Origin of the sequence: Streptomyces sp. NBC_00286 (assembly GCF_036173125.1) — a bacterium.
Classification (GTDB): Bacteria; Actinomycetota; Actinomycetes; order Streptomycetales; family Streptomycetaceae; genus Streptomyces.
Map to the genome: position 1 here is coordinate 8,361,409 of NZ_CP108054.1, position 22,991 is coordinate 8,384,399.

At 67.7% G+C, this 22,991-nt stretch carries 17 protein-coding genes and 1 pseudogene; 13 read left to right on the forward strand and 5 right to left on the reverse strand.

The window, feature by feature from the left end; genetic code table 11:
* Nucleotides 1–47: 47 nt before the first annotated feature.
* The gene (locus OHT21_RS37825; RefSeq protein ID WP_328772770.1) at nt 48–836 is read right to left on the reverse strand and encodes an MIP/aquaporin family protein; all 789 of its coding nucleotides are present in this window, start codon (nt 834–836) and stop codon (nt 48–50) included.
* Between the two features lie 374 nt (nt 837–1,210).
* Nucleotides 1,211–1,975, reverse strand: a complete 765-nt coding sequence (locus OHT21_RS37830) for an IclR family transcriptional regulator (RefSeq protein ID WP_328772771.1) — start codon at nt 1,973–1,975, stop codon at nt 1,211–1,213.
* 281 nt (nt 1,976–2,256) lie between these two features.
* Here OHT21_RS37830 and metH point away from each other — a divergent pair, with 281 nt between their 5' ends.
* From metH to OHT21_RS37850, 4 genes are all read left to right on the forward strand, one after another.
* On the forward strand, nt 2,257–5,772 hold the full coding sequence (gene metH, locus OHT21_RS37835) for a methionine synthase (protein WP_328772772.1): 3,516 nt from the start codon (nt 2,257–2,259) through the stop codon (nt 5,770–5,772).
* A gap of 190 nt (nt 5,773–5,962) precedes the next feature.
* Nucleotides 5,963–6,658, forward strand: coding sequence for an HAD family hydrolase (locus OHT21_RS37840; RefSeq protein ID WP_328772773.1), 696 nt, complete (start codon nt 5,963–5,965; stop codon nt 6,656–6,658).
* Nucleotides 6,659–7,143: 485 nt separating this feature from the next.
* Nucleotides 7,144–8,748, forward strand: a complete 1,605-nt coding sequence (locus OHT21_RS37845) for an ABC transporter substrate-binding protein (protein ID WP_328772774.1) — start codon at nt 7,144–7,146, stop codon at nt 8,746–8,748.
* A gap of 77 nt (nt 8,749–8,825) precedes the next feature.
* Nucleotides 8,826–10,409, forward strand: a complete 1,584-nt coding sequence (locus OHT21_RS37850) for an ABC transporter substrate-binding protein (protein WP_328772775.1) — start codon at nt 8,826–8,828, stop codon at nt 10,407–10,409.
* A 110-nt stretch (nt 10,410–10,519) separates the two neighbouring features.
* On the opposite strand, the gene OHT21_RS37855 is transcribed toward OHT21_RS37850, so the two are convergent.
* Together OHT21_RS37855 and OHT21_RS37860 are read right to left on the reverse strand one after the other, a co-directional pair.
* The gene (locus tag OHT21_RS37855; protein ID WP_030356234.1) at nt 10,520–11,191 is read right to left on the reverse strand and encodes a response regulator; all 672 of its coding nucleotides are present in this window, start codon (nt 11,189–11,191) and stop codon (nt 10,520–10,522) included.
* A gap of 587 nt (nt 11,192–11,778) precedes the next feature.
* Nucleotides 11,779–12,696, reverse strand: a pseudogene (locus OHT21_RS37860) (RecB family exonuclease); the annotation flags it as partial.
* A gap of 183 nt (nt 12,697–12,879) precedes the next feature.
* On the opposite strand from OHT21_RS37860, the gene OHT21_RS37865 reads away from it, so the two are divergent.
* The 3 genes from OHT21_RS37865 (at nt 12,880) to OHT21_RS37875 (ending at nt 16,170) form a co-directional block, all read left to right on the forward strand.
* Nucleotides 12,880–14,445 (forward strand): site-2 protease family protein, encoded by a 1,566-nt coding sequence (locus tag OHT21_RS37865; protein ID WP_328772776.1) that lies wholly within the window; start codon nt 12,880–12,882, stop codon nt 14,443–14,445.
* A gap of 56 nt (nt 14,446–14,501) precedes the next feature.
* Nucleotides 14,502–15,404 (forward strand): tRNA (adenine-N1)-methyltransferase, encoded by a 903-nt coding sequence (locus OHT21_RS37870; protein WP_328772777.1) that lies wholly within the window; start codon nt 14,502–14,504, stop codon nt 15,402–15,404.
* 190 nt (nt 15,405–15,594) lie between these two features.
* A complete protein-coding gene (locus OHT21_RS37875; RefSeq protein ID WP_328772778.1) occupies nt 15,595–16,170 on the forward strand; it encodes a hypothetical protein in 576 nt (191 codons plus the stop codon).
* 56 nt (nt 16,171–16,226) lie between these two features.
* Here the strand turns inward: OHT21_RS37875 and OHT21_RS37880 are convergent, their stop codons facing one another.
* Nucleotides 16,227–16,532, reverse strand: a complete 306-nt coding sequence (locus OHT21_RS37880) for a ferredoxin (RefSeq protein ID WP_328772779.1) — start codon at nt 16,530–16,532, stop codon at nt 16,227–16,229.
* A 254-nt stretch (nt 16,533–16,786) separates the two neighbouring features.
* Between OHT21_RS37880 and arc the strand changes: the two genes are divergently transcribed.
* From arc to prcA, 6 genes are all read left to right on the forward strand, one after another.
* A complete protein-coding gene (gene arc, locus OHT21_RS37885; RefSeq protein WP_328772780.1) occupies nt 16,787–18,553 on the forward strand; it encodes a proteasome ATPase in 1,767 nt (588 codons plus the stop codon).
* 234 nt (nt 18,554–18,787) lie between these two features.
* A complete protein-coding gene (gene dop / locus OHT21_RS37890) occupies nt 18,788–20,299 on the forward strand; it encodes a depupylase/deamidase Dop (protein ID WP_443050525.1) in 1,512 nt (503 codons plus the stop codon).
* 166 nt (nt 20,300–20,465) lie between these two features.
* On the forward strand, nt 20,466–20,684 hold the full coding sequence (locus OHT21_RS37895; RefSeq protein WP_328772781.1) for a ubiquitin-like protein Pup: 219 nt from the start codon (nt 20,466–20,468) through the stop codon (nt 20,682–20,684).
* Between the two features lie 136 nt (nt 20,685–20,820).
* Nucleotides 20,821–21,333, forward strand: coding sequence for an endonuclease VII domain-containing protein (locus tag OHT21_RS37900; protein WP_328774380.1), 513 nt, complete (start codon nt 20,821–20,823; stop codon nt 21,331–21,333).
* On the forward strand, nt 21,285–22,130 hold the full coding sequence (gene prcB / locus OHT21_RS37905; RefSeq protein WP_328772782.1) for a proteasome subunit beta: 846 nt from the start codon (nt 21,285–21,287) through the stop codon (nt 22,128–22,130). Before OHT21_RS37900 ends, prcB begins: the two co-directional genes overlap by 49 nt.
* Before the next feature lie 77 nt (nt 22,131–22,207).
* On the forward strand, nt 22,208–22,984 hold the full coding sequence (gene prcA / locus OHT21_RS37910) for a proteasome subunit alpha (protein ID WP_328772783.1): 777 nt from the start codon (nt 22,208–22,210) through the stop codon (nt 22,982–22,984).
* The last annotated feature ends 7 nt before the right edge of the window (nt 22,985–22,991 follow it).

A 22,991-nucleotide genomic window follows, 5' to 3' on the forward strand; every position in this document is an offset into this window, starting at 1 on the left:
TCGCTTGCGGCTACAAGTGAACGTACGGCGCTGACGGGCCGTGCCGCTTAAGCAAAAGCGACGTTGTAGATACCTGCGGCGACAGCTCCGCCGATCAGCGGACCGACGACCGGGACCCAGGCGTAGCCCCAGTCGGAACCGCCCTTGTTGGGCAGCGGCAGCAGGGCGTGGACGATACGCGGGCCGAGGTCACGCGCCGGGTTGATGGCGTACCCGGTCGGACCGCCCAGCGAGAGGCCGATGCTGACGACCACGAGCGCGGTGATCAGCGCGCCCAGGGTGCCGAGGCCCTTGCCGCTGTCGTTCAGGCCCTGGGTGAGGACCGCGAGCACCAGCACGACCGTGCCGATGATCTCCGTGGCGAGGTTCTGCGCGGCCATCCGGATCTCGGGGCCGGTGGAGAAGATGCCGAGCACCGGGCCGGCCGCCGCCTCCCGCGCCTCGACGGACTTGACGTCCTGCGCGCCCGGTCCGCCGACGATCTCGCGGTCGGTGAGGTGGGCGTGGAACTGTCCGTAGTACGCGACCCAGACCAGCGCCGCGCCGATCATGGCACCGAGGAGCTGTCCCGCCCAGTAGGTGGGCACGTCGCCCCACTCGCCGTCCTTGATGGCGATGCCGAGCGTGACGGCGGGGTTCAGGTGGGCACCGGAGAGGGGTATCGAGGTGTAGACGGCGGTGAGTACCGCGAAGCCCCACCCGAAGGCGATGGCGAGCCATCCGGCGTTACGCGCCTTGGAGGCCTTCAGTGTGACGGCGGCGCAGACTCCGCCGCCGAGGAGGATGAGTATGGCGGTACCGATGGTCTCGCCGATGAAGATGTCGGAGCTGGACACCCGCGACTCCTTTGTCCTTCGTCCAGGGGAATGCCGAACCCCGGGTCCCTCCGGTGGTCCGTGCTCTCAAGGATGAGAGCGATGCCGGCCCTTGGCGTTGCCACACTCTAGCGCGTATTGCCGGTAGGTGTTCGACAATGCCGACCGATGGACGCGAGTCTTGCCCCAGGCTCCGCGGCACGTCAAGAGCTGTGTTGCCGAATCTCTCGCCGACCTCATGATCGTTACTGATCGACAAAGGGCCGGGGCATCGACGAATGCACCGTCGATGCCCCGGCCCTCTGTCCTGCCGGTCTCCTGGGTCCTGCTTGCTCTTCTACGGTCCTGCTGGTCCTCTGCGGACGCTCAGAACCGTCCGGCACTTCTCCGGGTGCTCAGAACCGCCCGGCCCCCAGGTCCCGCGACACGGCGCGGGCGCAGTCCCGTACCGCCGCGATCAGTTCGGGACGCACGTCCCCGTTCGGGCAGACCCGCTCCACGGCCCCGGTGACGCCCACCGCGCCGACCGGCATCCGCCGCCGGTCGTGGATGGGCGCGGCGACGGACGCGATGCCCTCCCAGGTCTCCTCCACGTCGGCGGCGAACCCACGCGCGCGCGTGAGGTCCAGTACCTCCTCCAGGGCGTCCAACTCGCATACGGTGCGCGCCGTGAACTCCTTGCGCTCGGCCTCCACGACCTCGGTGTGCGCCACCGGGTCGTACGCCGACAGCACCTTGCCCAGCGCCGTGGAGTGCAGTGGCTGCATGGCACCGACCTCCAGGACCTGACGGCTGTCGTCGGGCCGGAAGACGTGGTGCACGATCAGCACGCCGTGCTGGTGCAGGACCCCGAGATAGACGCTCTCGCCGCTGGAGCGGGCCAGATCGTCGGTCCAGACGAGGGCACGCGCGCGCAGCTCGTGGACGTCCAGATACGTGGTGCCGAGCCGCAGCAGCTCCGCGCCCAGCTGATAGCGCCCGGAGGCGGCGTCCTGCTCGACGAAGCCCTCCTGCTGGAGCGTGCGCAGTATGCCGTGGGCGGTGCCCTTGGCGAGACCGAGCGAGGAGGCGATGTCCGACAGGCCGAGCCGTCGCTCACCGCCCGCGAGGAGCCGCAGCATCGCGGCCGCCCGTTCGAGCGACTGGATGTTCCGTGCCATCGCAGTCCTGCCTCCGTCCCCTTCGACCGTCGACATACGGCTCTGCTGCCGCTGTTCGACAATGCTGAACACTATCGGTCGTTGTCGACCTCCCGCCATTGGGTGGCCGTCAGTTGTCGTCACCGCGTCCCGGACGGAACCTCACCTGGGCCGCATCCGCAACGCACGTCCGTCCCGTGGACTCCCCTGACCGTCCGAACCGCTCCCGGCTACCCTGGCTGGGTGCGTCCTCCGCCGGGAGCCGCATAGCCGACAGCCGTCGCACAACAGGGAGCCCTTTCATGGCCTCGTCGCCAACCCCCTCCGCCGACAGCCGGACCCGCATCGACGCCCTTCGCGAGGCGCTCGCCACCCGTGTGGTGGTGGCCGACGGCGCCATGGGCACGATGCTGCAGGCTCAGGACCCGACGCTCGAGGATTTCGAGAACCTCGAGGGCTGTAACGAGATCCTCAACCTCACCCGCCCCGACATCGTCCGCACCGTCCACGAGGCGTACTACGCCGTGGGCGTCGACTGCGTCGAGACCAACACCTTCGGCGCCAACCACGCGGCGCTCGGCGAGTACGACATCGCCGAGCGCGTCCACGAGCTGTCCGAGGCCGGCGCGCGCATCGCCCGCGAGGTCGCCGACGAGTTCACCCAGAAGACCGGACAGCAGCGCTGGGTACTGGGCTCCATGGGCCCGGGTACGAAGCTTCCGACGCTGGGTCACGCCCCGTACACGCTGCTGCGCGATGCCTACCAGCAGAACGCCGAGGGCATGATCGCCGGCGGCGCCGACGCACTGCTCGTCGAAACCACCCAGGACCTGCTGCAGACCAAGGCATCGGTACTGGGCGCCCGCCGGGCCCTTGAGTCCCTCGGCGTCGATCTCCCGCTGATCGTCTCGGTGACCGTCGAGACCACCGGCACCATGCTGCTCGGCTCCGAAATCGGCGCGGCGCTGACCGCGCTGGAGCCGCTCGGCATCGACATGATCGGCCTGAACTGCGCCACCGGCCCCGCCGAGATGAGCGAGCACCTGCGCTATCTCGCCCGCCACTCCCGCGTCCCGCTGTCCTGCATGCCGAACGCAGGCCTGCCGGTCCTCGGCAAGAACGGCGCCCACTACCCGCTCACGGCGCCGGAACTGGCCGACGCCCAGGAGACCTTCGTACGCGAATACGGCCTCTCCCTGGTCGGCGGCTGCTGCGGTACGACCCCCGAGCATCTGCGCCAAGTCGTTGAGCGCGTACGGGACTTGACGCCCGCCGAGCGTCAGCCGCGCCCCGAGCCCGGCGCCGCCTCCCTCTACCAAACGGTCCCGTTCCGCCAGGACACCGCCTACATGGCGATCGGCGAGCGCACCAACGCCAACGGCAGCAAGAAGTTCCGCGAGGCCATGCTGGAGGGCCGCTGGGACGACTGTGTGGAGATGGCCCGCGAGCAGATCCGCGAGGGCGCCCACATGCTGGACCTCTGCGTGGACTACGTGGGCCGGGACGGCGTCGCCGACATGGAGGAGCTGGCCGGCCGCTTCGCCACCGCCTCCACGCTGCCGATCGTGCTGGACTCCACCGAGGTCGATGTCATCAAGGCCGGCCTGGAGAAGCTGGGCGGCCGGGCGGTCATCAACTCCGTCAACTACGAGGACGGCGACGGCCCGGAGTCCCGGTTCGCGAAGGTCACCAAGCTTGCCCAGGAGCACGGCGCCGCGCTGATCGCGCTGACCATCGACGAGGAGGGCCAGGCCCGTACTCCGGAGCACAAGGTCGCGATCGCCGAGCGGCTGATCGACGACCTGACCGGCAACTGGGGCATCCACGAGTCGGACATCCTCATCGACACCCTGACCTTCACCATCTGCACCGGCCAGGAGGAGTCCCGTAAGGACGGCATCGCCACCATCGAGGCGATCCGCGAACTCAAGCGCCGCCACCCGGATGTGCAGACCACGCTGGGCCTGTCGAACATCTCCTTCGGCCTCAACCCGGCCGCCCGCATGCTGCTCAACTCCGTCTTCCTGGACGAGTGCGTCAAGGCGGGACTGGACTCGGCGATCGTGCACGCGTCGAAGATCCTGCCGATCGCCCGGTTCAGCGAGGAGGAGGTCCAGACGGCCCTCGACCTCATCTACGACCGGCGCGCCGAGGGTTACGACCCGCTGCAGAAGCTGATGGCGCTGTTCGAGGGCGCCACCTCCAAGTCGTTGAAGGCGGGCCGCGCCGAAGAGCTGGCCGCGCTGCCGCTGGACGAGCGCCTCAAGCGCCGCATCATCGACGGCGAGAAGAACGGCCTCGAACAGGACCTGGCCGACGCACTCCAGGAGCGCCCTGCCCTGGATATCGTCAACGAGACGCTCCTTGACGGCATGAAGGTGGTCGGCGAGCTGTTCGGCTCCGGCCAGATGCAGCTGCCGTTCGTGCTCCAGTCCGCCGAGGTCATGAAGACCGCGGTCGCCTACCTCGAGCCGCACATGGAGAAGGTCGAGGGCGACGAGGCCGGCAAGGGCACCATCGTGCTCGCCACCGTGCGCGGCGACGTGCACGACATCGGCAAGAACCTCGTGGACATCATCCTGTCCAACAACGGCTACAACGTCGTCAACCTCGGCATCAAGCAGCCCGTCTCCGCGATCCTGGAGGCCGCCGAAGAGCACAAGGCCGACGTCATCGGCATGTCCGGCCTGCTGGTCAAGTCCACGGTGATCATGAAGGAGAACCTGGAGGAGCTCAACCAGCGCAAGATGGCCGCCGACTACCCGGTCATCCTCGGCGGGGCCGCACTGACCCGGGCGTACGTCGAGCAGGACCTGCACGAGATCTACGAGGGCGAAGTCCGCTACGCCCGCGACGCGTTCGAGGGCCTGCGGCTGATGGACGCGCTGATCGCGGTCAAGCGCGGGGTGCCCGGCGCGACGCTCCCGGAGCTCAGGCAGCGCCGGGTGCGGGCAGCCACGGTGGAGGTCGAGGAGCGCCCCGAGGAGGGCGCCGTCCGCTCCGACGTGGCCATCGACAACCCCATCCCCGAGCCGCCGTTCTGGGGCACCCGCGTCATCAAGGGCATCCAGCTCAAGGAGTACGCGTCCTGGCTGGACGAGGGCGCGCTGTTCAAGGGCCAGTGGGGCCTGAAGCAGGCGCGTACGGGCGACGGGCCCACGTACGAGGAGCTGGTGGAGACCGAGGGCCGGCCCCGGCTGCGCGGCTGGCTGGATCAGTTGCAGCGGGACAACCTGCTCGAAGCGGCCGTGGTCTACGGCTACTTCCCGTGTGTGTCCAAGGACGACGACCTGATCCTGCTGGACGAGGCGGGCAACGAGCGCACCCGCTTCACCTTCCCGCGGCAGCGCCGTGGCCGCCGGCTGTGCCTGGCCGACTTCTTCCGCCCTGAGGAGTCCGGCGAGACGGACGTGGTCGGCCTCCAGGTCGTCACCGTCGGTTCCCGGATCGGCGGGGAGACGGCGAAGCTGTTCGAGGCGAACGCCTACCGCGACTACCTCGAACTGCACGGCCTGTCCGTGCAGTTGGCGGAGGCGCTGGCGGAGTACTGGCACGCGCGCGTGCGGTCCGAACTCGGCTTCGCCGGGGAGGACCCGGCCGAGATCGAGGACATGTTCGCCCTGAAGTACCGTGGCGCCCGCTTCTCCCTCGGCTACGGCGCCTGCCCGGACCTGGAGGACCGCGCCAAGATCGCCGAACTGCTGGAGCCGGAGCGGATCGGCGTCCAGCTGTCCGAGGAGTTCCAGCTCCACCCGGAACAGTCCACGGACGCGATCGTCATCCACCACCCCGAGGCGAAGTACTTCAACGCGCGCTGACGCGGGCTCGCGAGGGCGCAGGGAGTGCGAGGGCACGCTGAGATGGCCCCACGGCGGGCCTACAGTGTGCCCTCGCACGCATCGGTTAAACGCAGCGTTTCCGCCGTCAGAGTCGTACACTGGTCGGTCCAACGCAGGCCGGTTCCTTACCAGGAGCCGGCCTTCTCGTCCCTCTCGGAGGTGTGCCCGTATGACCAGTACGGTCCCCGCACTCGGTACCCGTACGGCCGAAGGCTCCGCCTTGCAGGCCGTGCTCCTCGACATGGACGGAACCCTGGTGGACACCGAGGGCTTCTGGTGGGACGCCGAGGTCGAGGTGTTCGCACGCCTGGGCCACAAGCTCGACGACTCCTGGCGTCATGTCGTGGTCGGCGGTCCCATGACCCGCAGCGCGGGTTTCCTCATCGAGGCCACCGGAGCCGACATCACCCTCGCCGAGCTCACGGTGCTGCTCAACGACGGGTTCGAGGACCGTATCGCCCGCGCCCTGCCACTGATGCCGGGCGCAGCGAGGCTGCTCGCCGAGCTGGCCGCGCACGAGATCCCCACGGCTCTGGTCTCCGCCTCGCACCGCCGCATCATCGACCGCGTACTGACCTCGCTCGGCCCGGGAAACTTCGGGCTGACCGTCGCGGGGGACGAGGTCGAGCGCACCAAGCCGCACCCCGACCCGTATCTGCTCGCGGCCGTGGGCCTCGGCGCGGACCCGGCAAGGTGCGTGGTCATCGAGGACACCGCGACGGGCATCGCGTCCGCGGAAGCCGCGGGCTGCCATGTGGTGGCGGTACCCTCCGTGGCACCGATCACCCCGGCCGCCCGGCGCACCGTCGTGCCCTCGCTGGAAGAGGTCGACCTGACCTTCCTGCGCGGCCTGCTGACGGTCTGAGGACGGTTCGCGGACTGCTGGGCGTCTGCTTGCGGTTGGGAATGTGACGAGCGCTCACCATCCGTGAAAAGTTGAATCCGAGATAAAGTCAGAAACAACTAGGTGTGCGGGCCACCCGAGTAATTCATTCTTCGCCGAATGGCCGAATTGCTACGCCATGCAACCCTGTCCACCTTGTGATCTTCACCACCCACTAGCCGGGTCGACATAAGGCCCGCGATATGCCGTAAGCCCCTTACTGGCGGTACGAGACGTGTCTTTGTGTCCCGTTTGATGGAGCCGTGCGCGAATCCTTCCGGTGTCGGGTTTTCGGTGCGTCCGCGCCCGGTTTCGCAGCGTGATGGGGAGTCAACTCCGGCCATGGCGAGAGGTCCTGCTGGTGCGGACTAATCTCGAGTCGAGAACCTCGCCGTAACACCCGTGACCCTGCTTGCAACACCCCGGCCTGCCGGTTCACGGATCGAAAGCTCTGGAGAACTTCGAGCATGAACCGAAAGACCTTGGTGCTGCCGGCCGTGATCGGCCTGCTCGCCCCGGTCCTCGCCGCCTGCGGCGGGTCCGACATCGGGGCCGGCGGCGGCGACGCGATCGTCGTGGGCACCACCGACCGGTTCGCCGCCTCGAAGCAGGCGCCCGCGCCACTGGACCCGGCATACGCGTACGACGTCGGCACCTGGAACGTGCTGCGGCAGACCATCCAGACGCTGATGACCCTGCCCGACGGCGGCGGCGACCCCCAGCCCGAGGCCGCCCAGCGCTGCGGCTTCACCGACACCGGCAACGAGCGATACGCGTGCACCCTGCGCGAGGGCCTCAAGTTCGCCGACGGCGACCCCGTGACCGCGGACGATGTGAAGTTCTCCATCGAGCGCGCGCTGCGCATCCAGGCCGACAGCGGAGTCTTCGCACTGCTCTCGAGCATCGACACCGTCGAGACCAAGGGCGACCGCGAGGTGATCTTCCACCTCAAGACCGCCGACGCCACCTTCCCGTTCAAGCTGTCCACGCCGATCGCGGGCATTGTCGACCCCGACGACTACGACAAGAACAAGCTGCGCGACGGCTTCGCGGTGGACGGCTCCGGCCCGTACACCCTCGAGGCCGAGGTCAAGAACGACGAGCTCGTCAACGCCGTCTTCACCAAGAACCCCAACTACCAGGGCCAAGTGAAGGTGAAGAACGACAAGGTCGAACTGCGCTCCTTCGACACTCCCGACGCCATGGGCACCGCGCTGAAGAAGGGCAATATCAGCGTGATGACCCGCACCATGTCGCCCTCGCTGATCAGGAAGCTCCAGAACGCCAAGTCCACGGACATCGACCTGATCGAGCAGCCCGGCCTGGAGATCCGCTACCTGGGCTTCAACACCAACGACCCGACGGTGAAGTCCAAGGTCGTCCGTCAGGCGATGGCCCAGGTCATCGACCGCGGTGAACTCGTCTCCGATGTGTACGGCTCCGGCGCCGACCCGCTGTACTCCCTGGTGCCGGCCACCGTCACGGGCCACGCCAACTCGTTCTTCAACAAGTACGGCCAGCCCGACCCCGCCAAGGCCAAGGCCCTCCTGTCCGAGGCGAACGTCACCACGCCGGTGAAGCTGACCCTGCACTACACCGTCGACCACTACGGGCCCGCCACCAAAGACGAGTTCGAGATGCTGAAGAAGCAACTGAACGACAGCGGACTGTTCGAGGTCGACATCAAGGGCGAGAAGTGGGCGACGTTCCGCGCCAACGAGCAGAAGGGCAAGTACGAGGTCTACGGCATGGGCTGGTTCCCCGACTTCCCCGACGCCGACAACTACCTCGCGCCGTTCCTCGACAAGAACAACACCATCAACTCGCCCTACGCGAACCCCGAGATCCGTAACACCCTGATCCCGGAGTCCCGCCGGCAGGCCGACCGGCTCACCGCGTCGCGGAGCATCGAGGAGATCCAGAACATCGTCGCCGAGGACGTCCCCGTGCTGCCGCTGTGGCAGGGCAAGCAGTACATCGCCGCACGGGACGACATCACCGGCGCCGAACGGGCCCTCAACTCCACCGCCACGCTTCAGCTTTGGGAGCTGGGCCACGGCGTCAGCGGCTGACCCCACCACGGCGTCAGCGAATTTCTTCGACCAACGCGTTTGACCAACGCGTTCGACCAACGACAAGGCACACGTTCGTGAACATGCGCACCAAATGGCCCGTTCTGTCCATAGCGACGGCGCTGGCCGGCACTCTGCTGGCCGGCTGCGGCTCCCAGGGGGGCGAATCCGGAGGCACCGGCTCGTCCATCGCCATCGGGATGACCGACGACGTCCTGGCCACCGACCCCGCCTCCGGCTACGACCCGGGTTCCTGGCTGTTGTTCAACAACGTCTTCCAGTCCCTGCTGAGCTTCCCCAAGGGCAGCACGGAACCGGAGCCGGAGGCCGCGAAGTCTTGCTCCTTCACGGACGGGGACACCAGGGTCTACGAGTGCACCCTGCGCGACGGTTTGAAGTTCAGCAACGGTGACGAACTCACCTCCGCGGACGTCAAGTTCTCCTTCGACCGCATGATGAAGATCAATGACGCCGAAGGCCCGGCGATCATGTTCCCCATGCTCGACAAGGTCGAAACCCCGGACGAAAAGACGGTCGTCTTCCAGTTGAAGGTCCCCGACGCCACCTTCCCCAGCAAGATCGCCTCCGGCGCCGGCTCGATCGTGAACCACCGGGAGTACGACGCGGACGGCCTGCGCGAGGACGGCAAGGCCGTCGGCTCGGGCCCGTACAAGCTCGACTCCTTCAGCGAGGACGAGGCCGTCTTCTCGGTCAACGAGAACTACGAAGGCAACGCCGACGTACGGAACTCCGGCGTGACCCTCAAGTTCTTCCACGGCGACCGCAAGGGCCTGCGCAAGGCCCTCACCGACACCAAGGTCGACGTCGCCTACCGCGGACTCGCCGCCCAGGACGTCGCGGACATCGAGAACGACACGTCCACCGGCCAGGGCATCGACGTCATTGAGGGCTCCAGCGCCGAGGTGCAGCACCTGGTCTTCAACACCCAGGACCCGGTCGCGGGCAAGCTGAGCGTCCGCAAGGCGATCGCCCACCTCCTCGACCGCGAGGCTCTCGTCGAGGAGGTCTACGAGTCCACGGCGACACCGCTGTACTCGATCATCCCGGCCGGTATCACCGGCCACAACACGGCCTTCTTCGACACCTACGGCGCCCGCCCCTCGCGCACCAAGGCCGAGGACGTACTGCGCGCCGACGGCATCACCGAGAAGGTGAAGCTCACCCTCTGGTCCACGCCCACCCGCTACGGCCCGGCCACGGACCAGGAGTTCAAGGCGATCGCCAAGCAACTCAACGACAGCGGACTGTTCGACGCGAGCGTGAAGTCCGTCGCCTACGACCAGTACGAGAAGGACATCGAGGCCGGCAAGTACGGCGTGTATGTGAAGGGCTGGGTGCCGGACTACCCCGACCCGGACAACTTCACGGCCCCCTTCTTCGGCGACGGCAACGTCCTCGGCAACGGCTACACGAACTCCAAGATCACCGGGCAGCTCATCCCCGAGACCGCCGCCCTGAGCGAGCGCGCCTCGACCGAGCAGCAGTACGGGCAGCTCCAGGACATCGTCGCCGAGGAGGTCCCGGTCCTCCCGATCTGGCAGGCCAAGCAGTACGCGGTCGTCCGCGACAACGTGTACGGCCTGGAGTACTGCCTCGACGCTTCGACCGTGTTCCGGTTCTGGGAGATCAGCAAGGACTGACGGTCCGGACCGACGGCTCTGCGTATACGGCGATGGCCGCACCCTCTTCTCGAAAGGGTGCGGCCATCGCCGTATCGCTCTGTAGGGGTGCGCGATCGGCGCGCGGTCGGTCACTGCGCGCCAGGGCGCACCAGTCCGCTCTCGTACGCGTACACCGCCGCCTGCACGCGGTCCCGCAGCCCCAGCTTGGTCAGGACGTGGCCCACGTGCGTCTTGACCGTGGTCTCGCTGACGAAGAGGTCCGCGGCGATCTCCGCGTTCGACAAACCGCGGGCCACCAGCTTCAGCACCTCGACCTCGCGATCGGTCAGCGTGTGCAGGGTGTCCGGCACCGGCTCGTCGCCCGAGGGCAGATGCCCCGCGTACTTGTCGAGCAGCCGGCGCGTGATGCTCGGCGCGAGCATCGCCTCGCCCGCGGCGACCACGCGGATCGCCTGCACCAGCTCGTTGGCCGGGGCGTCCTTGAGCAGGAAGCCGCTGGCCCCCGCGCGCAGCGCCTCCACCACGTACTCGTCGAGGTCGAAGGTGGTCAGCACCAGGACCTTCGCGGGTCCGTCCCGGCCGGGGCCGGTGATCTGCCGGGTCGCCTCGACACCGTCCATCCGCGGCATACGGATGTCCATCAGAACCACATCGGGCTGCAGGGCACGTACCTGGTCGAGTGCCTGGAGGCCGTCCCCGGCCTCGCCGACGACCGCGATGTCCTGCTCCGCCTCCAGGATCATCCGGAAGCCGGTTCGCAGCAGCGGCTGGTCGTCGACCAGTAGGACACGGATGGCCACGTAAGTCTCCTTCGCTAGTCCGGCCCCATTCTGCCCTGTTGCCCTCTGCCGGACTCCGGCGCCCTGACCGGCAAGGTCTGCGCCTCCCGGGGGACGGCCCCCGGGCCCCCGGGAGAGTGCGGGTCGGCCGCCCTCGTCGGCGGCGACTGTGTCTCGTGGGGGACGCTCCCTGGATCTCGGGCTGCGTCCGGGCTGGCCGCTGTCGCCGGTAGCGGCTGTGTCTCCTGGGTGGCGACGCCTGGCTCCCCGGCCGGGTCTGGCTCTGCTGCCTTCTTCGGCGGCGACGGTGTCTGCTGGGTGGCGACGCCTGGGTCTCGGGCCGAGTGCGGGTCGGCCGCCCTCGTCGGCGGCGACTGTGTCTCGTGGGGGACGCTCCCTGGATCTCGGGCTGCGTCCGGGCTGGCCGCTGTCGCCGGTAGCGGCTGTGTCTCCTGGGTGGCGACGCCTGGCTCCCCGGCCGGGTCCGGCTCGGCCGCCTTCTTCGGCAGCGACTGGGCCTGCTGGGCGGCGACGCCTGGATCGCCGACAGGGTCCGGCTCGGCCGCCCTCGCCGGTAGCGGCTGTGTCCGCTGCGCTGCGGCCCCCGCCCCTCCGGCCGAGGCCCGATCTGCTGCCCTCACCGGCAAGGGATACGGCGGGGGAGTGCCGCCGAATTCCGGGCATACCGCCTGGTGGTCGCACCAGCCGCAGAGCTTCGTGGGGCGCGGGCGCCAGTCGCCGGTCTCGGTGGCGTGGCGGATCGCGTCCCACAGTGCGTGCAGCTTGCTCTCGACCCGCTCCAGGTCGGCGACCACCGGGTCGTACGTCAGCACGTCACCGCTGCCGAGATAGACGAGCTGGAGGCGGCGCGGGACGACCTTCTTCAGGCGCCAGACCACCAGGGCGTAGAACTTCATCTGGAACAGCGCGCCCTCGGCGTATTCCGGTCTCGGCGCCTTGCCCGTCTTGTAGTCGACGATCCGCACCTCGCCCGTCGGCGCGACGTCGACCCGGTCGATGATGCCCCGCAGCTTGAGACCCGACTCGAGCCGCGCCTCCACGAACAGCTCGCGCTCGGCGGGCTCGAGACGCGTCGGATCCTCCAGCGTGAACCAGCGCTCCACGAGCTGCTCGGCCTCGGCGAGCCAGCGCGCCAGCCTCTCGCCCGCCGCCTGCTCGTCGGCGTCGGCGAACAACTCGGCCAGCTCCGGCTTCGCCGTACGCAACCGGTCCCACTGACCGGGGATCAGCGACTTCGCACGCGGCACCGTACGCTCGGTGGCCGGGGCGTCGAAGAGCCGCTCCAGGACCGAGTGCACCAGCGTGCCGCGCGTGGCCGCCTCGCTCGGCTTCTCGGGCAACTTGTCGATCACCCGGAACCGGTACAGCAGCGGACACTGCATGAAGTCACCGGCACGCGAGGGTGACAACGAGGCCGGGGGCACCGCCACGGCGGCCTTGGACGAGGTGCCGGAGCCCGTGCCGGTGCCCGGTTGCGCGACGCCGTCGTCGGTACTGGTTTCCATGACGACAGACCTTACGGCCCGCCACTGACAACGCCACACACAGTGACCTGCCAGGTGTGCACAACGGCCGGGAAACAGTGGGGGTGCCGGGGCGAAACGCACCGCAACGGCCGCATACCATCGACGGCAGAACCTCTCGCCTGCATGATCGTGAGCGGGAGACGCGTCGAACGAGGGGACAGCGTGGACGAGAGCGGCGGGAGCGGGCAGCCGCGATCCGGTACGGACGAAGCGACCGAGCACGCCCCGGTGCCGGACGCCACCTCCGCACACCCGCGCTCCGACAGAGAGCCGACCGGCGACGACAGCCGCCCGGCCCCCACCGATCCCACCGACACCACAGCCCCCAATGGCCCGACGGACACCGTGGCTTGGGAGAAGCAGCCCCCGTCCACCGGCCACTCCGACAGGACAGGGGACGCCGAGAGTCCCGCGGCCGCGGACGCCCCGGCCGGACAGCCGGACGGCCCGACGGCGCCGTCTGTGGCCCGCCGAGGCGAGGGCACGGACGGTCCCGGCCCCGACGGCAGCGGCTCCGGCGCGCAACCCCCTGCCGGAGACGGCGGCCCCGGACCCCGTCCCCCACAGCGCGCCAAGGGACCCGGCGGCGGGCTGCTCATGGGCCGCCCGTTCGGCGTGCCCGTCTACGTCGCACCCAGCTGGTTCCTCGTCGCGGCACTCATCACCTGGGTCTTCGGCGGCCAACTCGAGCGCGTACTGCCCGAACTCGGCGGCGCCCGCTACCTCGTGTCCCTCTTCTTCGCGGTCGCCTTCTACGCCTCCGTACTCGTCCACGAACTGGCCCACACGGTTGCCGCCCTGCGCTTCAAACTGCCGGTGCGCCGCATCCAGCTGCAGTTCTTCGGCGGCGTCTCCGAAATCGAGAAGGAATCCGAGACGCCCGGCCGCGAGTTCATCCTCGCCTTCGTCGGCCCCCTGCTCTCCCTCGTCCTCGCCGGCCTCTTCTACCTCGCCCTGTGGACCGTCGAACCGGGCACCGTCCCCGGCGTACTGCTGGCCGGCCTGATGATCTCCAACCTGATCGTCGCCGCCTTCAACCTGCTCCCCGGCCTGCCCCTCGACGGCGGCCGTATGCTCCGCGCCGTCGTCTGGAAGATCACCGGCAAGCCGATGACCGGCACCATCGCCGCCGCCTGGGTCGGCCGCGCCCTCGCCCTCTCCGTACTCATCGGACTGCCCCTGCTCACCCAGTCCGGCGCACTCGGCGGCGAAGCCCAGGACATCGGCGGCATGGACACCGTCATGGACGCCCTGCTCGCCGCGATCCTCGCCGCGATCATCTGGACCGGCGCCGGAAACAGCCTCCGCATGGCCCGCCTCAGGGAACACCTCCCGGAGCTGCGCGCCCGCGCCCTCACCCGCCGCGCCGTCCCCGTACAGACCGACACCCCGCTCTCCGAAGCCCTGCGCCGCGCCAACGACGCCGGCGCCCGCGCCCTGGTCGTGGTCGACGCCCACGGCGAACCCCTCTCCATCGTCCGCGAGGCCGCCATCGTCGGCGTACCGGAACACCGCCGCCCCTGGGTCGCGGTGAGCGGCCTCGCCCAGGAACTCACCGACGGAATGCGGGTCTCCGCCGAACTCGCGGGCGAGGAACTCCTCGACGTGCTGCGGGCCACCCCCGCCACCGAGTACCTGGTGGTGGAGGAGTCCGGCGAGATCTACGGCGTCCTGTCCGCGGCCGACGTCGAGCGCGCTTTCGTCAAGGCCATGGCCCGGCCCAGCTGAACTCAGCACGCGCGCGCGTGGTCTGCGGCCCGTGCCCAGGCCGGTAGGCTGGTCACATGTCCGAACCGACCGGTGCCGCCCGCCGACGCGGGCCCTTCAAGGTCGGGGACCAGGTCCAGCTCACTGACCCCAAGGGACGCCACTACACGTTCACGCTCGAAGCCGGGAAGAACTTCCACACCCACAAAGGGTCCTTCCCGCACGACGAGCTGATCGGCGCCCCCGAGGGCAGCGTTGTCCGCACCACGGGGAACGTCGCCTACCTAGCGCTGCGCCCCCTGCTCCCCGACTACGTCCTGTCCATGCCCCGCGGCGCAGCCGTGGTCTACCCCAAGGACGCGGGGCAGATCCTGTCCTTCGCCGACATCTTCCCCGGCGCCCGCGTCGTGGAAGCCGGCGTCGGCTCCGGCTCGCTCAGCAGCTTCCTGCTGCGCGCCATCGGCGACCACGGCATGCTGCACAGCTACGAGCGCCGCGCCGACTTCGCCGAGATAGCCCAAGCCAACGTGGAGCGCTACTTCGGCGGCCCCCACCCCGCCTGGCAGCTCACCGTCGGCGACCTCCAGGACAACCTCTCGGACACCGACGTCGACCGTGTGATCCTCGACATGCTCGCCCCCTGGGAGTGCCTGGAGGCCGTCTCCAAGGCGCTCGTCCCCGGCGGCATCCTGTGCAGTTACGTCGCGACCACCACCCAGCTCGCCCGGACCGTCGAGTCCATCCGCGAAATCGGCTGCTTCAACGAGCCGACCGCCTGGGAGTCGATGATCCGCAACTGGCACATCGAGGGCCTGGCCGTCCGCCCCGACCACCGCATGATCGGGCACACCGGCTTCCTGCTCACCGCCCGCCGTCTCGCCGACGGCGTCGAACCCCCCATGCGCCGCCGCCGCCCCGCCAAGGGCGCATACGGCGAGGACTACGCCGGCCCGAACGCCGACGGAGGCACCGGCCGCTGAGGCGGCCCCGTGCCGCATACAACGCGCAACCGCCGTGGTGGAGTTCCCGAGACCTCTCGGGAACTCCACCACGGCGCTTCTCTGTTGACACCACGACAGAACTACCGACCCCGCCGTTCCCGCTGACTGTGACGTATGGCACCATGCTGGCCACCCCACCGGCACAGCCCTCACAGGAGACACATCTCTCGTGCAGCAATCCGCCGTCCCGGAACTGGCACACACCCACGCCGGCCCGATCCACTGGCTGGCGACAGCAACCGCCCTCGCCGGAGTCGTCGCGGCCTCCGCCTTCCTGCAGCCCGACGCGGCCACCGCCGCCCAGACCGGACGCGGCGCACAGACCGCCCCCGCCGCCACCGCGCCCCCCGATCCCAACCGCGTCGACTACCCCGTGGAGTGCGGCCCCACCAAAGTCGTCGTGCAGAAGAAGGCCTCCGGAGACCTCGACGGCGACGGCCGCCCCGAAACGGTCGCAGTGGTCCACTGCGACGCCATCGCGGGCGCCCCGCCAAGCGGCGTGTACGTACTCACCCAGGCCGCCGACGCCACCGAACCCCGCATCGTCGCCACCCTCGTCGACCCGAAAGAGCGCCTCACCGTCACGGACTTCGCCGTGCGCGACGCCGCCGTCACCGCCACTCTGCTCGGCTACTCCTCGCCCGACGTCCCCCGTTGCTGCCCCGACGTGGACGAACGCGCCAAGTGGCAGTGGAAAAACGGCACATTCGTCCGTTCCGTCCCCGCCGGCGCCCAGAGCGTGTGACCAAGAAGACATACGGAACGGCCCGGCCCGCAAAGTGACTTGACGTGACCGTCGAACTACTCCGCGTCCGGGCCGTACACCTCGGCCTTGTCCGAAACCCGACGCACATGGATGCACTCGCCCGGACACTCCTTCGCGGAGTCGGCGACATCACGCAGAAGCGTCAGAGGTACGGGCGTTGTGGCCCCCGGGGCCTGCAACAACTCATCGCCGGAGCCCTTCACATAGGCCAGACCGTCGATGTCCAGCTCAAAAACCTCGGGTGCATACTGGGCGCAGATGCCGTCGCCGGTGCAGAGGTCCTGATCGATCCACACCTCCAGGTCCTCGCCGCCGACGCCGGCCTCTTGCTGAACGCTCATGACTCCTGCCGATCCTGTGCCGAGCGAACCGGAATAAAACGCAAGTCGGCCCAGCTCTGACGGGTGTTGAACACTTAGACCCTACCTGCGCCCGCTTTCCCTTCCCGTTCAGTGGGTATTTCCCTGGCGTGAGGGAGAGCGCAAGGGTGAAGATCGGACACACCCCGACCGTCTTTGTGATCTAGGGGTTTCAATCGACACCCACCCAGGTAGGGTCTGGAAGCGTCCAGCTCCCCTTGGAGGAGGTGAGGACCGTGGCAGCCCACGACGACGACATGAACCGCGGCATCCGCCCGGGACGAGGGTCCGAGGACCCCGCCGGGCAGATTGCCTATCTTGAGCAGGAGATCGCCGTCCTGCGACGCAAGCTCGCCGACTCTCCGCGACACACGAGAATTCTCGAAGAGCGGATCGTCGAGCTGCAGACCAACCTGGCCGGCGTGTCCGCGCAGAACGAGCGGCTCGCCAACACACTCCGAGAGGCCCGCGACCAGATCGTGGCCCTCAAGGAAGAAGTCGACCGGCTCGCACAGCCGCCGGCCGGCTTCGGCGTCTTCCTCACGGCGAACGAGGACGGCACGGCCGACATCTTCACCGGCGGCCGCAAACTGCGGGTGAACGTCAGCCCCAGCGTCGAACTCGAAGAGCTCAGGCGCGGCCAGGAAGTGATGCTCAACGAAGCGCTCAACGTGGTCGAAGCCATGGAGTACGAGCGAGTCGGGGACATCGTCACCCTCAAGGAAATCCTCGAGGACGGCGAACGCGCCCTCGTACTCGGGCACACCGACGAGGAACGGGTGGTACGGCTCGCCGAGCCGCTGCTGGACGTCACCATCCGCCCCGGCGACGCCCTCCTGCTCGAACCCCGATCCGGATACGTCTACGAAGTCGTACCCAAGAGCGAGGTCGAAGAACTCGTCCTCGAAGAGGTCCCCGACATCGGCTACGAACAGATCGGCGGTCTGGGCGGCCAGATCGAAATGATCCGCGACGCAGTCGAGCTCCCGTACCTCTACCCCGACCTCTTCAAGGAGCACGAACTGCGGCCGCCCAAGGGCGTCCTGCTGTACGGGCCTCCCGGATGCGGCAAGACACTCATCGCCAAGGCCGTCGCCAACTCACTGGCCAAAAAGGTCGCCGAGGTGACCGGACAGGCCACGGGCAAGAGCTTCTTCCTCAACATCAAGGGCCCCGAGCTCCTCAACAAGTACGTCGGAGAGACCGAGCGGCAGATCCGCCTCGTCTTCCAGCGCGCCCGTGAGAAGGCCAGCGAGGGCACACCCGTCATCGTCTTCTTCGACGAGATGGAATCCCTCTTCCGTACCCGTGGATCAGGCGTCAGCTCGGACGTGGAGAACACCATCGTCCCGCAGCTGCTCGCCGAGATCGACGGCGTGGAAGGCTTGCAGAACGTGGTCGTGATCGGCGCCTCCAACCGCGAGGACATGATCGACCCCGCCATCCTGCGCCCCGGCCGCCTCGACGTGAAGATCAAAATCGAACGTCCGGACGCCGAAGCGGCCAAGGACATCTTCCAGAAGTACCTCACCGAACGCCTCCCCCTCCACCCCGAGGACATCGGCGAGCACGGCGGCGACAAGGGCGCCACGGTCCAAGGCATGATCCAGACCGCGGTCGAGCAGATGTACGCCGAATCCGAGGAAAACCGCTTCCTCGAGGTCACCTACGCCAACGGCGACAAGGAAGTCCTCTACTTCAAGGACTTCAACTCCGGCGCCATGATCGAAAACATCGTCGGCCGCGCCAAGAAGATGGCCATCAAGGACTTCCTCGAACACAACCAGAAGGGCCTCAGGGTCTCCCACCTGCTCCAGGCCTGCGTAGACGAGTTCAAGGAGAACGAAGACCTGCCCAACACCACCAACCCCGACGACTGGGCCCGCATCTCCGGCAAGAAGGGCGAACGGATCGTCTACATCCGCACCCTCATCACCGGAAAGCAGGGCGCAGACACCGGACGCTCCATCGACACGGTGGCGAACACCGGTCAGTACCTGTAAAAGACAGGGCGGCTGCGGGTGCCCTCAACGGGTACCCGCAGTCGACTGTTTTCCAGGGCATCACCGGAGCGGAGCAATGACGCAAATGATCTCCCCACCAGCGCAAAGGCGTTCTAGGCTCTTCCATACCGCCGAGTCGCGCAGTGCGGGGACGGGCACCGCACACGCACCGGAGAACCAGCGGTACTTGAGCTGCGCCCCCGACCGAGGGCGCCGCCGGGCAAGGAGGGCCGCATGACCGTACGGCGAGTAATGGGCATCGAGACGGAGTACGGAATCTCCGTCCCCGGCCACCCCAACGCCAATGCCATGCTCACCTCGTCCCAGATCGTCAACGCCTACGCGGCGGCGATGCACCGGGCCCGCCGCGCCCGGTGGGACTTCGAGGAGGAGAATCCGCTGCGGGACGCCCGAGGCTTCGACCTCGCCCGCGAGGCCGCCGACGCCAGCCAGCTCACCGACGAAGACATCGGCCTCGCCAATGTCATCCTCACCAACGGAGCACGGCTGTACGTAGACCACGCACACCCCGAGTACAGCGCACCAGAAGTCACCAACCCCCGGGACGCCGTCCTCTGGGACAAAGCCGGCGAACGCATCATGGCCGAAGCCGCCGAACGCGCCGCCCAGCTCCCCGGCGCCCAACCCATCCACCTCTACAAAAACAACACCGACAACAAAGGCGCCTCCTACGGCACCCACGAGAACTACCTGATGAAGCGGGAAACCCCCTTCTCAGACATCGTGCGCCACCTCACACCCTTCTTCGTCTCACGCCAGGTCATCACCGGCGCAGGCCGCGTAGGCATCGGCCAGGACGGCCACGAACACGGCTTCCAGCTCAGCCAACGCGCCGACTACTTCGAAGTCGAAGTAGGCCTCGAGACGACTCTCAAGCGCCCCATCATCAACACGCGTGACGAACCGCACGCCGACGCCGAGAAGTACCGGCGCCTGCACGTGATCATCGGAGACGCGAACCTCTCCGAGATCTCCACGTACCTGAAACTGGGCACCACGGCCCTGGTCCTCTCCATGATCGAGGACGGCTTCATCGCCGTCGACCTCGCCGTCGACCAGCCCGTACGCACCCTCCACCAGGTCTCACACGACCCCTCACTGCAACGCCTCGTCACCCTCCGCAGTGGCCGCACACTCACCGCAGTCCAACTCCAGATGGAGTACTACGAACTCGCACGCAAATACGTCGAGGAACGGTACGGCGCCGACGCCGACGAACAGACCAAGGACGTACTCACCCGATGGGAAGACGTCCTAGGCCGCCTCGAAAGCGACCCCATGAGCCTCGCCGGCGAACTCGACTGGGTCGCCAAACGCGAACTCATGGAGGGCTACCGACGCCGCGACAACCTCGAATGGGACGCCGCACGACTCCACCTCGTCGACCTCCAGTACGCCGACGTACGCCCCGAAAAGGGCCTCTACAACCGACTGGCGGCCCGCGGCAAGATGAAGCGCCTCCTCGACGACACAGACGTCGAACGCGCCCGCACCAAGCCGCCCGAGGACACCCGCGCCTACTTCCGCGGACGCTGCCTCGAGCAGTACGCCGACGACGTCGCAGCCGCCTCCTGGGACTCCGTGATCTTCGACCTCCCCGGCCGCGACTCCCTCCAACGCGTACCAACCCTCGAACCACTTCGCGGAACGCGTAATCACGTCAAGGAACTCCTCGACCGCTGCCGAACAGCAGAAGACCTGGTCAAGGTCCTCTCCGGCGGCTGAAACAACCGGGCCGGCCCTACCAGCAGCAGGTCACAGGCAGGGTGGAAAACAGCGGCGCCAGGGAATCATGAAGGTGGTGCCCGGACGTTGTAGCAACTGCGGGGCCGATGTCGGACCCTGCTTGTAGGGTCTGATCAAGAACGTCGAACCGAGCGGGGTGAGGGTTATGGCGACCAAGGACACCGGCGGCGGACAGCAGAAGGCAACGCGGTCCACCGAAGAGGTCGAAGAGACTACGCAGGACGCGCAGGCTTCAGAGGACCTCAAGGAACGCCAGGAGAAGCTGAGCGACGACGTGGACTCCGTCCTGGACGAAATCGATGACGTACTCGAGGAGAACGCAGAGGATTTCGTGAGGTCATTCGTGCAAAAAGGCGGCCAGTGAGGGGTCCGCGGGGCAGATTTTCCTTCGAATCGAAGGTGAGTGTGGGTCGAGCGTAGTGATCGAGGAAACGGGGGCGAGGCGCTGCTCGCGGTGTATGGAGTCGAAGCCGCGGGCCGCCTTCGCGAAGAACAAGTCCATGCCCGATGGCCTCCAGGCGTACTGCCGGGAGTGCTCTGCTGAGTACTACCGGCAGCGCCAGGAAGCCAAGGGGAAGACGGTGCGCGTTAGGGTGCCGTTCCCGCGAGGGCACAAGCGTTGTCCGGACTGTGGCGAAGCCAAGCCCCACACACAGTGGGAGCGGAACAAGGCTTCTTCGGATGGCTGGGCGAGCTACTGCCGTCCGTGTCGTGCGGAACGGAATCGCATCAGCTATTTCCAGCGTAAGTACGGCCTAACGCCAGCGGAGTTGGACGCCATGATCGCGGAACAGCACGGGATCTGCTGTATATGTCTCGCTGCTCCTGCCGAGCATGTTGATCACTGCCACGAGACGGGTAGGGTCCGAGGCGTACTGTGCTTCAGCTGCAATGCCGCACTGGGGCAGTTCAAGGATCGGCCCGACGTGATAAGGCGGGCTGCGACATACGTGGAAGGAAACGCGTGGAAGCCAACACTCGTAGCACCGGGCGTCTACCGGCTGCCTTCCTGACGCCTGGGTCGTCGTCCTTCATGGACTTCTTGTCCGATCACCAGCCGGACATCCTGCCTGGCAACCGGCAGCTGCCCCCCACTCAGGGCGTGATCGAGGCGCCGCACGGCACCACCATCGTGGCCACGACCTTCCCCGGCGGCGTCGTGCTCGCCGGTGACCGGCGGGCCACCATGGGTAACGTCATCGCGCAGCGGGACATCGAGAAGGTGTTCCCGGCTGATGAGTACTCGGCGGTGGGTATCGCCGGTACGGCCGGTCTTGCCGTCGAGATGGTGAAGCTCTTCCAGTTGGAGCTGGAGCACTTCGAGAAGGTCGAGGGCGCGCAGCTGTCGCTCGAGGGCAAGGCGAACCGGCTGTCGACGATGATCCGGTCGAATCTCGGCATGGCCATGCAGGGTCTGGCTGTGGTGCCGATCTTCGCGGGGTTTGACGTGGACCGCGGGAAGGGGCGGATCTTCTCGTACGACGTGACGGGTGGCCGTTCCGAGGAGCACGGGTTCGCGGCTACGGGTTCGGGTTCGATCTTCGCGCGCGGTGCCATGAAGAAGCTGTACAGCGAGGATCTGAGCGAGGAGCAGGCGACGACGCTCGTTGTGCAGGCCTTGTATGACGCGGCCGACGACGACTCGGCGACCGGTGGCCCTGATGTCGCTCGCCGGATTTATCCGCTGGTCACCGTGATCACTGAGGACGGGTTCCGCCGTCTGACCGACGAGGAGTCCTCCGAGATCGCCCGCTTGATCCTGGAGCGGCGCCTGGAGCAGCCTGACGGCCCGCGTGCCGCGTTGCTCTGACTGCTGCGGCCTGTGAAAGGCCTTGGCCCCTCTTTTCAGGTGATCCAGTGACTTCCACAGAAAGGGACGGATAGCCGGTGTCGACGCCGTTCTATGTCTCACCCCAGCAGCAGATGGCCGACCGGGCGGAGTATGCCCGTAAGGGTATCGCTCGTGGTCGCAGTCTGGTTGTGCTGCAGTTTGCCGACGGCATTGTCTTCGTCGGCGAGAACCCGTCCCGTGCGCTGCACAAGTTCAGCGAGATCTATGACCGGATCGGCTTCGCGGCCGCCGGCAAGTACAACGAGTACGAGAATCTCCGCATCGGTGGTGTCCGTTACGCCGACCTGCGGGGTTATACCTACGACCGTGACGATGTGACGGCGCGCGGTCTTGCCAATGTGTATGCGCAGACGCTCGGCACGATCTTCTCCAGTGCGGCGGAGAAGCCGTATGAGGTGGAGTTGGTGGTCGCGGAGGTCGGGGTGACGCCCGAGGGCGACCAGCTCTATCGGCTGCCGCACGATGGGTCGATCGTGGACGAGCACGGCTCGGTCGCGGTGGGTGGCAATGCCGAGCAGATCAGTAGTTATCTCGATCAGCGTCACCGGGACGGTATGACGTTGGCCGAGGCGTTGAAGCTGGCTGTTCAGGCGCTGTCGCGTGACACCAATGGCAGCGAGCGGGAGATTCCGGCGGAGCGGCTGGAGGTGGCGGTTCTGGACCGGACGCGTCCGCAGAAGCGCAAGTTCAAGCGCATTGTGGGCCGTCAGCTGGTCCGTCTGCTGGAGGAGGGCAGTTCGGGCGGGGCTGCGGCCGCCGAGTCCGCTGGTTCTGACGATGCCGATGGGTCGGACGCGTCTGAGGAGAAGTAAGCCCGCC

Coding starts and splice junctions, on each gene's coding strand:
- OHT21_RS37895 (WP_328772781.1), top strand. CDS start 20,466: ATGGCGACCAAGGACACCGGCGGCGGACAGCAGAAGGCAACGCGGTCC.
- OHT21_RS37840 (WP_328772773.1), top strand. CDS start 5,963: ATGACCAGTACGGTCCCCGCACTCGGTACCCGTACGGCCGAAGGCTCC.
- OHT21_RS37830 (WP_328772771.1), bottom strand. CDS start 1,975: ATGGCACGGAACATCCAGTCGCTCGAACGGGCGGCCGCGATGCTGCGG.
- metH (WP_328772772.1), top strand. CDS start 2,257: ATGGCCTCGTCGCCAACCCCCTCCGCCGACAGCCGGACCCGCATCGAC.
- OHT21_RS37845 (WP_328772774.1), top strand. CDS start 7,144: ATGAACCGAAAGACCTTGGTGCTGCCGGCCGTGATCGGCCTGCTCGCC.
- OHT21_RS37880 (WP_328772779.1), bottom strand. CDS start 16,532: ATGAGCGTTCAGCAAGAGGCCGGCGTCGGCGGCGAGGACCTGGAGGTG.
- dop (WP_443050525.1), top strand. CDS start 18,788: ATGACCGTACGGCGAGTAATGGGCATCGAGACGGAGTACGGAATCTCC.
- OHT21_RS37900 (WP_328774380.1), top strand. CDS start 20,821: ATGCCCGATGGCCTCCAGGCGTACTGCCGGGAGTGCTCTGCTGAGTAC.
- OHT21_RS37870 (WP_328772777.1), top strand. CDS start 14,502: ATGTCCGAACCGACCGGTGCCGCCCGCCGACGCGGGCCCTTCAAGGTC.